This window comes from Streptomyces sp. 15-116A (genome assembly GCF_025290915.1).
Lineage (GTDB): Bacteria > Actinomycetota > Actinomycetes > Streptomycetales > Streptomycetaceae > Streptomyces.
The window spans coordinates 1-11339 of sequence record NZ_JAOCQE010000214.1 but is presented as its reverse complement, the minus strand read 5'-3'; the positions used below and the strand labels follow the sequence as shown (position 1 = coordinate 11339).

Here is an 11339-nt window from a genome sequence, read left to right as displayed (position 1 = left end):
CGTGCACGGGGCTGCGCGGGCGGGCGGCGAGCACGGCGTCGATGTCGCTGCCGACGTTGTGCGCGGCGCCCTTGTCGACGGTGGTGACGTAGACGCCGCCGGGGCGCAGGACGCGGGCGCACTCGGCGATGACGGCGGCGACTTCACGCGGTCCGGCCAGCAGGTGCAGCAGCCAGACACTGACGACCGCGTCGAACCGGGCGCCGGCGCACGGCAGCCGGCGGCTGTCGCCGCGTACGACATGGCCGGGCAGGCGGGACGCGGCCATCCGGGTCATCGCGGCGGCGAGGTCGACGCCGGTCACGCTGAGGCCGGGGCGGGCGGCGGCGAACCGGCGGGTGACGAGCCCGGTGCCGCAGGCCACGTCGAGCAGCTCGCGGGCCTGCTCCGGTATCAGGCCGAGCACGGCCTCGGCGGCCGCCGCCGCCCGGGGTTCGCCGCCGCGGAGGCCGTCGTAGCGCTGGGCTTCCTCCTCGTAGTCGAGCACGCGTCTCAGTGTGCCCCGTGGCCCGGGGCCAGATCCTCCACCCTGCGGGCGAGCTCGACGTCCTTCTCCGTGACGGCGCCGCCCGCACTGTGCGTGTTCACGGCCAGGGCCACGGTGTTGTAGCCGAGGGTGAGATCGGAGTGGTGGTCGAGCTCCTCCTGCACCTGGGCGATGTGGACGACCATCGCCGTGGCCGCGAAGTGCGAGCCGAGACGGTAGGAGCGGGTGAGCCGGTCCCCGTCGAGCGACCAGCCGGGCAGCTCCGCCAGCCGGTCCTCGATCTCCTTCTGCGACAGCGGTTCGACGGGCATGGACTGCGCTCCTTCGCCGGTGGGGGGCACGTGGGGGAACTTCGAGAGGGGCTCGCCTCTCAGCGTGCCACAGCCTGCCCTCCATGGCCCCTGGTCAGCAGGGTGCGACTCCCCTGTCCGGCCGGTTGTCGGCTACGGTCGGCCGCATGAGCACTGCTACGTCGGACGCCGCGTCCGAAGCCGGGGGCGTGGGGCCGCTGCTGCGGGCCTGGCGGGAGCAGCGGCGGGTGAGTCAGCTGGAGCTGGCGCTGCGGGCCGGGTCCTCCGCGCGGCACATCAGTTTCATCGAGACGGGGCGTGCCCGGCCCAGCGAGGAGATGGTGCTGCGGCTGGCCGAGCATCTGGACGTGCCGGTCCGGGACCGCAACGCCCTGCTGGTGGCGGCCGGTTACGCGCCCCGGTTCCCGCACACGCCGCTCGACGATCCGGCGCTGGACGCGCTGCGGGCGGGCATCGAGCGGCTGATCGGGGGCTACGAGCCGTATCCGGCGCTGGTGGTGGACGCCATGTACGACGTGGTGGCGGCCAACCGCGGGGTCATGACGCTGTTCGAGGGAGTTCCGGAGTCACTGCTGGTGCCGCCGCTGAACGCGGTGCGGCTCACGCTGCATCCGCGGGGGCTCGCGCCGCGCATCCGGAATCTGCGGCAGTGGCGCGGGCATCTGCTGGAGCGCATGGAGCAGCAGATCGCGCTGCGCCGTTCGGAGCCGTTGCGGGCGCTGTACGAGGAGGTGGCCGCGTATCCCGTTCCGGAGACCGGTGCGGGGCTCGAGGAGGAGACGGGGGACGCGGCGGCGTACTTCGCGCTCCCCCTGCTGATCGAGCATCAGGGGCGGATACTGTCGTTCGTCTCCTCGATCTCCACGTTCAACACGCCCATGGACGTGACCGTCGCCGAGCTGGCCGTGGAGACGCTGCTCCCGGCGGACCCGGCGACGGCGAAGTACCTTCAGACCTGGCTGAGTTGACGCGCCTTGAGCGTCATGTGCTGGAGCAGCGCGAAACCGGCCACCGTGAGCGCCTGGAGCACCGTCCACACCGCGCCCGCCGTGCTCGGGGCGAGCCACAGCGCGAGCGCGGCCAGACTCACCGCCGACCAGGCGAGGTTGGCTTCGACGACCGCGCGTACGCCGAGAGCCGGGGGGTGCCGGCGGGCTGCGAGCAGACCGACTCCGGCCGCGTAGACGGCGAGGAACGCGCCGAGACCGAGCAGCAGCCCGGAGTCCACGCCGAGGAACCGGCCGAGCGGGCCGGAGAGTGCCAGGTAGGCGAGCGCGTTGCCGCCGGTCACGACGGCGTCGAGGGCGAGGAAGCGGCGCAGCGCGGCCCCCGGGTCGGAGGTCCGGGCGAGCGCGGTGAGCTGGATCGCGGACATGACGAATCACCCTCCGTCGGGATCGGTCGGTCGGTTAGGGCAAGAGCGGCGGCCCCCGGACCGGAGTGCGCCGCCCCGGAGACCGCCCGAGTCACACGATCCCGCCGGGCAGGGGGCGCGGTCGATTACCAGCGGGGTAATGCCCGGCGGGAAGGGGGGCGGGCGCGGAGCGGCAGGAGGGCAGGGCAGTCCGCGGAGCCGGAGCGGGCGGGGACGGCAGGCACGGGCGCGGGAACCAGAGCGGGCGGGGACGGCAGGCACGGGCGCGGGAACCAGAGCGGACGCCACGCCACGAACAGGCACGGGAACCAGAGCGGGCGGTGCGGCAGGGTCAAGGGTGGGACCTGCTCGGGCCGTGAGAGTGTGGGGCCGGCGTGACAGACTGATCGCAGGGTTGGGCGCGTTGGGAGGCCGGGTGTGAGTGAGCGGCGGGCCGCACCCACGGTGGGGCAGGTGGTGCTCGGCAGACGGCTGCAGGAGCTCCGGGAGGCGGCGGGCCTCGGGCGCGACGAGGCCGCCCGGGTGCTGCGGGTGGCGCCCGCGACCGTACGGCGGATGGAGACCGCCGAGGTCGCGCTGAAGATCCCGTACGTACAGATCCTGCTGTCCGCGTACGGCGTGCCGGAGCGGGAGGCGGCCGCGTTCGTCGAGCTCGCGGAGGAGGCGAACCGGCCGGGCTGGTGGCAGCGGTTCCACGATGTGCTGCCCGAGTGGTTCAGCCTGTACGTGAGCCTGGAGGGCGCCGCCCGGATCATCCGTTCCTACGAGCCGCACTTCGTGCCGGGCCTGCTGCAGACCGAGGACTACGCGCGGGCGGTGCTGGAGGCGGGGACGATCGGGACGGCCGGGCCCGAGGCGGTCGAGCGGCATGTGGCGCTGCGCATGGAACGCCGGCGGCTGCTGGAGCGCGCGGACCCGCCGCACCTGTGGGTGATCATGGACGAGACGGTGCTGCGGCGGCCGGTGAGCGTCGAGGGCCGGGTCATGCGCGAGCAGCTGGAGCGGCTGCTGCGGTACTCCGAGCGGGACCGGATCACGCTGCAGATCGCGGAGTTCGCCGGCGGCCCCCACCCGGGGACATACGCGCCGTTCACGCTGTTCCGGTTCGCCGAGCCGGAGTTGCCCGACATGGTGTTCACCGAGTATCTGACCGGCGCCCTGTATCTGGACTCCCGTACGGAAGTGTCGGCGCATCTGGAGGTCCTGGACCACATGACCGCGCGGGCGGCCTCCGCGGAACGCACCCGCGAGCTGCTGAGCGCGTGGCGGGACCGGTACTGAGACAACGGCATAAGAGGGGAAGGACGGCCTGTGAGCGGATCCGACGCACTGAGCGCCCCCATAGACACCAGCCGCCCGCATCCGGCGCGGGTCTACGACTGGTGGCTGGGCGGCAAGGACAACTACCCGGTCGACGAGGAGCTGGCCCGCAGGATCCTCGCGGCGGACGGCACGGTGGTGCGCGGGGCGCGCGCCAACCGCCGTTTCATGCACCGGGCGACCAGGACCGCAGCCGAGGCGGGGATACGCCAGTTCCTCGACATCGGCACGGGCATACCCACCGAGCCCAATCTGCACCAGGTGGCGCAGCGGGTCGCGCCCGAGTCGCGGGTGGTGTACGCGGACAACGACCCGATCGTGCTGCGGCACGCCCAGGCGCTGCTGCACGGCACGGCCGAGGGCGCCACGGCGTATGTGCACGCCGACGTACGGGACGCGGACGCGCTGCTGGGCAAGGCCGGTGAGACGCTGGACCTCGGCCGTCCGGTGGCGCTGTCGCTGGTCGCGCTGACCCACTACCTGGACGACGCGCCCGACGGCGACGACGTGTACGGCCTGCTGGAGCGCTACGTCGCCGCCCTCGCCCCCGGCAGCTACCTGATCCTGTCCCAGGTGACGGCGGATCTGAGTCCGGAGGCGGTCGGGCAGGCGGCGGAGCACTTCCGGCGCAGCGGTACGCCCTTCCACCCGCGCTCGCTCGCCGACTTCTCGCGCTTCTTCACCGGGCTGGAGCTGCTGGGCCCCGGCGTGATCCCGGTGCACGGATGGCGCCCGGAGGCGGAGGACGTGGCCGCGCAGGCGGAGGGCATCGTGCCGGTGTACGCGGGGGTCGCCCGCAAGCCGTGAGCCGGGGGTGAGCCGGGCGGCGGCTCAGGCCGCCCCGCCCTTGCGGTCGTCGGGGTTCTCGTCGTCCACGATCTCCGCGTCGACGACGCTCTCGTCGTCCTGCGACGAAGCCCCGGGCGAGCCTTGCGCCCCGGCCTGCCGGCCCGCGTCCTCGGTGGGGGTCTGCTGGGTCTGGGCGTACATCGCCTGGCCCATCTTCTGGCTGACGGCGGCGAGTTTCTCGACGCCGGCGCGCAACGCGGCGGTGTCCGCCTGCTGTTCGAGCTGCTGCTTGAGCTCGGCGACGGCCGACTCGACCTCGGACGTGGTGTCGCCGGGCACCTTGTCGCCGTTCTCGCGCAGGAACTTCTCGGTCTGGTAGACGAGTTGCTCGGCCTGGTTGCGGGTCTCGGCGGCCTCGCGGCGCTTGCGGTCCTCCTCCGCGTACTGCTCGGCCTCCCGCATCATGCGGTCGATGTCCTCCTTGGGCAGGGCCGAGCCGCCGGTGACGGTCATCTTCTGTTCGCGGCCGGTGGCGAGGTCCTTGGCGGAGACGTGCATGATGCCGTTGGCGTCGATGTCGAAGGCCACCTCGATCTGCGGGACGCCGCGCGGGGCGGGCGGCAGGCCGGTGAGGTCGAAGACGCCGAGCTTCTTGTTGTAGGCGGCGATCTCGCGTTCGCCCTGGTAGACCTGGATGCCGACCGAGGGCTGGTTGTCGGAGGCGGTGGTGAAGATCTCCGAACGCCGGGTGGGGATCGTGGTGTTGCGCTCGATCAGCTTGGTCATGATGCCGCCCTTGGTCTCGATGCCGAGGGACAGTGGGGTGACGTCGAGCAGCAGCACGTCCTTGACGTCGCCGCGGATGACGCCCGCCTGGAGCGCGGCGCCGACGGCGACGACCTCGTCGGGGTTGACGCCCTTGTGCGGGTCCTTGCCGGTCAGCTCCCGCACCAGGTCGGTGACGGCGGGCATGCGCGTCGAACCGCCGACGAGGATCACGTGGTCGATCGCGGAGAGCTTCACCCCGGCGTCCTTGACGGCCTGGTGGAAGGGCGTCTTGCAGCGCTCCAGGAGGTCCTCGGTGAGCTCCTGGAACTGGGCGCGGGTGAGCTTCTCGTCCAGGTGCAGGGGGCCTTCGGCGGAGGCGGTGATGTAGGGCAGGTTGATGGTGGTCTCGGAGGACGAGGACAGCTCGATCTTGGCCTTCTCGGCGGCCTCCCTCAGGCGCTGCACGGCCATCTTGTCCTGGGCGAGGTCGATGCCGTACTGGCCCTTGAAACGCTTGGCGAGGTACTCGACGACGCGCATGTCCCAGTCGTCGCCGCCGAGGTGGGTGTCGCCGTTGGTGGCCTTGACCTCGATGACGCCCTCGCCGATGTCGAGGAGGGACACGTCGAAGGTGCCGCCGCCGAGGTCGAAGACAAGGACCGTCTGGTCGTTCTCCTTGTCCAGCCCGTACGCCAGGGCGGCGGCCGTGGGCTCGTTGATGATCCTGAGCACCTTCAGGCCGGCGATCTCACCGGCCTCCTTGGTGGCCTGCCGCTGGGAGTCGTCGAAGTACGCCGGTACGGTGATCACGGCGTCGGTGACGTCCTCGCCGAGGTAGGACTCGGCGTCCCGCTTGAGCTTCTGCAGCACGCGGGCGGACAGTTCCTGGGCGCGGTAGCGGGTGCCGTCCACGGAGCCCTGCTCGGGGAAGCGCCAGTGGGCGTCGCCCATGTGCCGTTTGACGGAGCGGGCGGTGCGTTCGACGTTGGTGACGGCCTGCCGTTTGGCGACCTCGCCGACCAGCACTTCTCCGTTCTTGGCGAAGGCCACGACCGAGGGCGTGGTCCGTGCGCCCTCCGCGTTGGCGATCACGGTGGGCTCACCGCCCTCGAGCACCGCGACCACCGAGTTGGTGGTTCCCAGGTCGATTCCGACCGCACGTCCCATCGCTGTCCCCTTCCGCCAGGGCACCTCTCCGGACTTCCAGCACAAAACTTGAGCGGCCCTTTGTCAATAGCTTGAGTGGGTGCTTGTCAACGGCGGGCTCGTCAACGGCAGTGCCGGTCAGCGGCCGGCGGGTGCGCCTGAGCGGGCGCGGAGCTCCACCGCGCGCCGGGGCCGGTCGGTGATCAGTACGTCCACCCGCGGGTCGGTGAGGAAGTCGCGCATCGGGCGGTCGTCGTTGACGGTCCACACCATGGTGAACAGGTGGTTGCGGGCCGCCTCGCGCAGGACCGTGGCCCGGGCGAGGCGCTGGTGCACGGCGACCCCGTGGGCGCCGCAGGCGCGCACCCGGCGCATCGGCAGCAGCTCACCGATCCGGGTGGACAGCAGCCGGCCGCGCGGGATGTCCCGGCCGTCCCGGCCGAGGGACAGCGCGGTGCGCACGCCGGGGAAGGCGGCGGTGACGGCGGCGACGGAACGGTCCTCCAGCGTGGTCACGACGAAGCCGTCCCGGCCCAGCAGGGCGATCGCCCGGTCGATCAGCTCCCGCTCGTGGCCGGTCTCCTTGAGGTCGAGGTGCGCGACGAGCCTCCCGGCGATCAGCTCCAGGACGTCGTCCACGATCGGCACGGCCCGTCCGGCGCGGGCGCACAGCTCGGCGTGGGTGAGCGTGGACAGCAGCGGGCCGGTGCGTCCGGCGCGAGGGTCGTGGTGGACGACGAACACGCCGTCGGCGGTGCGGCGCACGTCCAGCTCGGCGTACTCGGCCCCGGAGGCGAGGGCGTCCTCGTACGCCTCCCAGGACGCCGGTGCGGCACGCTCGGCGCCTCCTCGGTGGGCGGAGACGGCGGGGCGGGGCGTCATGGTGGTCGGCTCCAGGGAGGTGACGTGCCGCAGGCCGCCCGGTGAGGGGGCGGCCTGCGGGTGCTGCGTGCGGGTCAGGCGAGCTTCGCCGACAGGGTGATCGTGGTGCCGGTGAGGGCCTGGCTGACCGGGCAGTTCTTCTTGGCGTCCTCGGCGGCGGCGACGAACGCGTCGTTGTCGAGGCCGGGGACGGTGCCCTCGACGGTCAGGTGGATGCCGGTGATGCCCTCACCCGGCTGGAAGGTGACGTCGGCCGAGGTGACGAGCTTGGTGGGCGGGGTGCCGGCGCCGGCCAGGCCGTGCGACAGCGCCATGGAGAAGCAGCTGGAGTGGGCGGCGGCGATCAGCTCCTCCGGGCTGGTCTTCCCGTTCGCCTGCTCGGCGCGCGACGGCCACGACACCGGCTGCTGGCCGATGCCGGACGAGTCGAAGGTGACGACACCGCTGCCCTCGAGCAGGTTGCCTTCCCAGACGGTGTGTGCGGAACGCGTGGTTGCCACGACGAAACCTCTCGAATCCTCTTGCTGTACCTGGGCGGTGGGAGAACCCGTCGCCGGGTTCCCTCGCCCCCATCCGATCACACTCCGGCTCAGCTCACCCGGAAGACCGGCCCCCGGGCCGTGAACGGCAGCCGCGCGCCGCGCGGGATCAGATAGGCGTGCTCGCGCCGCACCCGCAGCACGTCGCACCAGCCGTCGGTGATGACCAGCACCGGCGCGGTGGGCGGGAAGTCGTCGGCGCGCTGCAGCAGATCGATGCCGGGCTGCAGCACGGTGCCGCCGCGGCCGTGCACCCGCACCCGGCCGGCGATCTCGGTGATCGGCAGATACCCGGCGTCGTGCGGGGCGGCGTCGCAGAACACCACGCGCGCGGCCGGTACGTCCCGCGCCTCGGCGTAGGAGGCGATGGCGCCGAGCGCCTTGCCGAGCAGGGTGCGGTTCATGGAGCCGGAGGTGTCCAGGACGACGCCGAAGGTGCAGCGGGGCACCTCCTCGGGCGGGAAGTACCGTCCGGCGCGCGGGATGTCCGGGGTGGAGGCCTGGCGGCGGGAGGGGCGGGCGTAGGAGCGCAGCGGCTCGGGGCGGGGCACGAACTCGTCGAACCAGCGGGCGAGCCGGGCGTCCCACGGCAGCGGCGGATGGCTGAGCGCCCGGATCTCCTCGACCAGCCCGCCGGGCAGGTAGCCGCGTTCCTGCCGCTGGTGCAGGTCCAGGCCCTGGGCGAGCCCGCGCCGGTAGAAGCCGTCGAGGTCGACGTGGTCGCGGGGCTCTGTGAGCGGGGCGCCGAGGATGTCGCCGAGGCCCTTGCCGCGCAGGGTGGCCAGGCGGCGCATGCGCCTGAGGTCACCGGCGATGCGGTCGTAGACCTCCTCGGCGGACAGGCCGGCGAGTTCGGGGTCGTACAGCAGCCCTTCGGGCATGGTGCCGACCTGCATCTCCCGCAGCCAGCCGTTGATGACGTAGTCGCAGGCCACGTTGAACAGGTACGGGTCGCGGCCGCCGCAGCGGTCGCCGTGGCGCAGGGCGGCGTGCAGCATCTCGTGCGCGAGGATGAACCGCCACTCCTCGTCCTCGAACTGCCGCAGCGGGTTGACGTAGATCTCGCCCGCCTCGGCGTCGACGGCGGCGACGGAGATGCCGTGGGCGCGGGCGAGTTCGGCGTCGGCGACCAGCTTGATGCCGGCGGCGATGCCGCCGAGCAGCGGGTAGGAGGAGACGAACCAGCTCAGGGCCTCCTCCCAGGGGCGCCGGCGGGCCGGTTCGCCGTCGAGGGTGTCGCGGCGGCCGCCCGCCATGTCCATCGCGGCGGACACGGTACGGGTCAGGGCGGTGGCGAAGGCCAGCGGCCAGTCGGGCAGCTGCTGGACGAACCACTCCGTGGGCACCAGGACCTGGTCGCTCTCGTCCCCCGCGGTGCCGCAGCGCTCGTAGGCGGCCGGGATTCCGGTACGCCGCCAGGCGGCGGCGAGCTGCTCCTCGTCGCCGTCCGGGTAGGACAGCGGCAGGTCGTCGGGGGCGCGGCCCACCGGGAAGGTGAGCAGGAAGCGGTTGACGACGGCGCAGCGCGCCGCCACGTCGGGCCGGTCGGGCTGGGGCCGCTCCTTCTTGTCGGCGGGGACGTGCCCGAAGCCCAGGTGCAGCGCGGCGTGCGCGAGCGACCACGCCCACACGGCGGGGTCGGCGAGGCGGTCCGGGTGGGCGTGCAGGACACCGTTGGAATCGACGCGCAGCAGACCGTGGCGCGGGGCCAGGGCGCAGTCCTCGCGGCGGCAGGTGTCGAAGTCGAGCGCGGCGAGCGCCGGGTTGGCCCGCATCAGCCGCATGCCTTCGGCGAACGCCTCGCCCGCCAGGTCCCGCTTCTTCTTCTTGGCGGGAGTGCGGCTCACCGCCGCGCCTCCACCAGCCGGGGCATGTCGCGGGCCGCCTCCACCAGGAACCAGGACGGCAGCAGCGGGTTGCCGTCGGCGTCGGAGGCGATGACGGTCTGGGCGACCTCGACGGAGATCTCGGCGAGCTGCACCAGCAGCGACTTGGCGCGGTACGCGGTCTGCCGGCCGCTCGCCGACATGTGCTCCTTGCTCGCCGGCAGCTCCTTGATCAGCCGGCCGCGGAACGACTCGGCGAGGTAGTACAGCAGGTCGCGGTCCTCCGGGCGGTGCGGCCAGCGGGCGTCGCCGCGCAGGATCGCCTCGATGCCGAAGCGGCTGCGCACGATCTTGACGTAGCCGCAGAACGCGGTGGCGTGCGCCGGGGTGAGCGTGCCGTGCGCGAGGACCTTGAGGGTGTCCTCGTCGAGGTCGCGGCCGAAGGAGTGCAGCGCGTCGGAGAGTATGTGCCAGGAGCGGGGCGTGGAGAACGGCTCCTCGGTCTTGGGCGGCTTGGACCACAGGTGGTCGGGGCGGTCGGTGAGGTGGTCCACGATCCAGGGGTGGATGCCGTGGTTCGCGGCCCACACCAGCCAGTCCTTCGGGGAGGCCTCCAGATGGACGTGGGTGAGGCGGTTGACCAGCGCGGAGGCGATGGGGCGGGCGAGCGCGTTGTCGGTGGAGCGGTTCCCGGCGCCGATGACGATGGAGCCCTTGGGGAGTTCGTAGTTCCCGATACGGCGGTCCAGGATCAGGGAGTAGAACGCCTTCTGCACGTCAGGGGTGGCGGCGTTGAGCTCGTCCAGGAAGAGGCAGTAGGGCTCGTCGCGGGCGATGGCCTCGGGCGGGCAGAACACCGAGCGGCCGTCGCGGATCTGCGGGACGCCGATCAGGTCCTCGGGGGCGAGCTGGGTGCCCAGCAGGCTCACGCACTCCAGCCCCAGCGACTCGGCGAACTCCCTGACCAGGGAGGACTTGCCGATGCCGGGGGCGCCCCACAGGAACACCGGCCGCACGGTGGCGAGGCCGAGCAGCAGGTCGGGGACGCGGGAGGGGGTGACGGTGACGGCAGCCTGCACGCAGGGGCTCCTGGTTCGCTGAGGATTCGGTGACGGCCGGACGAGCGGTCGCGCGGGGGCGTGGTGTCCGGTGCGATCAGTGTGGGCTGCGGGGATCGCACACGCAGCCGAATTTCCCGGGAGGGGGGCGTGCGGGGCTTTTCCCCAGGAGGGGTCGGGCGGGCTCTCAGGCCGCGCGCTCGCGGCGAGGCTCCTCGGCCTCGCGCGCACCGCCCGACTCGTTCAGCCAGCGCCGCAGCACCTGGTGGACCTGCTCGGCGCCGACGAGTTCCGTGCCGTCGGCGACGGGCGCGGACAGGGCGAGGGGGGACAGCAGGAACGCGCGGGACTGGGCGCCGCCGAGGCCGCCGTGGGAGCCGATCTGCTCCTCGAAAGCGAGGACTTCGCCGTCGGCCGGGTCGTGGAAGGAGTTGACCATGATGTCGGCGGTGTGCGGGAAGGAGTGGGTGCGGCGGACGACCTCGGCGGCACCCGGGCCGAACGCGGCGAGCGGGCCGGGGTTGTCGTCGAGTTCGTCGAGCGGGATCTCCGCGCCGTAGGCGCCGAGGACGACTCCGCCGTGCCGTTCGCTGCGCACCAGCAGGAAGCCGATGCCGGGATGGTTGGCGAGGGTCGGCAGCAGCGCGGGGTGCCGGGCGTCGATCTCCTCCTTGGTCATGCGGTGCGGCACGTCCGGGAAGGAGACCAGGCCGAGGTTGCCGGAGGCCAGCACGATCGGCTCGGAGCCGCGCGTCGGGCGGTAGTGCTCGGCGCCCTCCTCCACGGGCCGGCGCAGCGCCGCGCGGACCGCCGCGCGGGCCTCGGCGCCGCTGTGGGT

11 protein-coding genes and 1 pseudogene are annotated in these 11339 nt (G+C 72.8%); 3 read left to right on the top strand and 9 right to left on the bottom strand.

What is annotated here, in order from left to right:
• On the bottom strand, window positions 1-487 hold a 487-nt coding region (locus tag N4P33_RS26315; RefSeq protein WP_260829261.1), incomplete at its 3' end, for a class I SAM-dependent methyltransferase.
• Window positions 488-492: 5 nt separating this feature from the next.
• Entirely contained in the window at window positions 493-798 is a 306-nt protein-coding gene (locus N4P33_RS26310) for a 4a-hydroxytetrahydrobiopterin dehydratase (protein WP_260829260.1), read from the bottom strand.
• Window positions 799-944: 146 nt separating this feature from the next.
• Here N4P33_RS26310 and N4P33_RS26305 point away from each other — a divergent pair, with 146 nt between their 5' ends.
• Window positions 945-1766 (top strand): helix-turn-helix domain-containing protein, encoded by an 822-nt coding sequence (locus N4P33_RS26305; RefSeq protein ID WP_260829259.1) that lies wholly within the window; start codon window positions 945-947, stop codon window positions 1764-1766.
• Here N4P33_RS26305 and N4P33_RS26300 read toward each other — a convergent pair.
• Complete coding sequence (locus N4P33_RS26300) at window positions 1748-2173, bottom strand: hypothetical protein (protein WP_260829258.1); 426 nt, start codon at window positions 2171-2173, stop codon at window positions 1748-1750. The genes N4P33_RS26305 and N4P33_RS26300 overlap by 19 nt on opposite strands.
• A gap of 417 nt (window positions 2174-2590) precedes the next feature.
• Between N4P33_RS26300 and N4P33_RS26295 the strand changes: the two genes are divergently transcribed.
• Both N4P33_RS26295 and N4P33_RS26290 read left to right on the top strand, forming a co-directional pair.
• Complete coding sequence (locus N4P33_RS26295; protein WP_260829257.1) at window positions 2591-3454, top strand: helix-turn-helix transcriptional regulator; 864 nt, start codon at window positions 2591-2593, stop codon at window positions 3452-3454.
• Window positions 3455-3484: 30 nt separating this feature from the next.
• Entirely contained in the window at window positions 3485-4300 is an 816-nt protein-coding gene (locus N4P33_RS26290; protein WP_260829256.1) for an SAM-dependent methyltransferase, read from the top strand.
• Between the two features lie 24 nt (window positions 4301-4324).
• Here the strand turns inward: N4P33_RS26290 and dnaK are convergent, their stop codons facing one another.
• The 6 genes and pseudogenes from dnaK to N4P33_RS26260 form a co-directional block, all read right to left on the bottom strand.
• A complete protein-coding gene (dnaK, locus tag N4P33_RS26285) occupies window positions 4325-6217 on the bottom strand; it encodes a molecular chaperone DnaK (protein ID WP_260829255.1) in 1893 nt (630 codons plus the stop codon).
• 117 nt (window positions 6218-6334) lie between these two features.
• A complete protein-coding gene (locus N4P33_RS26280) occupies window positions 6335-7078 on the bottom strand; it encodes a glycerophosphodiester phosphodiesterase family protein (RefSeq protein WP_260829254.1) in 744 nt (247 codons plus the stop codon).
• Between the two features lie 74 nt (window positions 7079-7152).
• The gene (locus tag N4P33_RS26275) at window positions 7153-7578 is read right to left on the bottom strand and encodes an OsmC family protein (protein WP_260829253.1); all 426 of its coding nucleotides are present in this window, start codon (window positions 7576-7578) and stop codon (window positions 7153-7155) included.
• A gap of 89 nt (window positions 7579-7667) precedes the next feature.
• Window positions 7668-9401 carry a DUF2201 family putative metallopeptidase gene (locus N4P33_RS26270; protein WP_399030138.1) on the bottom strand — a complete coding sequence of 578 codons (1734 nt, stop codon included), beginning with the start codon at window positions 9399-9401 and terminating at the stop codon, window positions 7668-7670.
• Window positions 9402-9460: 59 nt separating this feature from the next.
• Window positions 9461-10522: an ATP-binding protein gene (locus tag N4P33_RS26265; RefSeq protein ID WP_260829251.1), complete on the bottom strand. Its 1062-nt coding sequence runs from the start codon at window positions 10520-10522 to the stop codon at window positions 9461-9463.
• Window positions 10523-10688: 166 nt separating this feature from the next.
• Window positions 10689-11339, bottom strand: a pseudogene (locus tag N4P33_RS26260) (hypothetical protein); the annotation flags it as partial.

Bases quoted from the DNA above. Each gene is read 5' to 3' on its own strand.
- dnaK (WP_260829255.1), bottom strand. From the start codon at position 6,217: ATGGGACGTGCGGTCGGAATCGACCTGGGAACCACCAACTCGGTGGTC.
- N4P33_RS26305 (WP_260829259.1), top strand. From the start codon at position 945: ATGAGCACTGCTACGTCGGACGCCGCGTCCGAAGCCGGGGGCGTGGGG.
- N4P33_RS26300 (WP_260829258.1), bottom strand. From the start codon at position 2,173: ATGTCCGCGATCCAGCTCACCGCGCTCGCCCGGACCTCCGACCCGGGG.
- N4P33_RS26310 (WP_260829260.1), bottom strand. From the start codon at position 798: ATGCCCGTCGAACCGCTGTCGCAGAAGGAGATCGAGGACCGGCTGGCG.
- N4P33_RS26280 (WP_260829254.1), bottom strand. From the start codon at position 7,078: ATGACGCCCCGCCCCGCCGTCTCCGCCCACCGAGGAGGCGCCGAGCGT.
- N4P33_RS26270 (WP_399030138.1), bottom strand. From the start codon at position 9,401: ATGCGGCTGATGCGGGCCAACCCGGCGCTCGCCGCGCTCGACTTCGAC.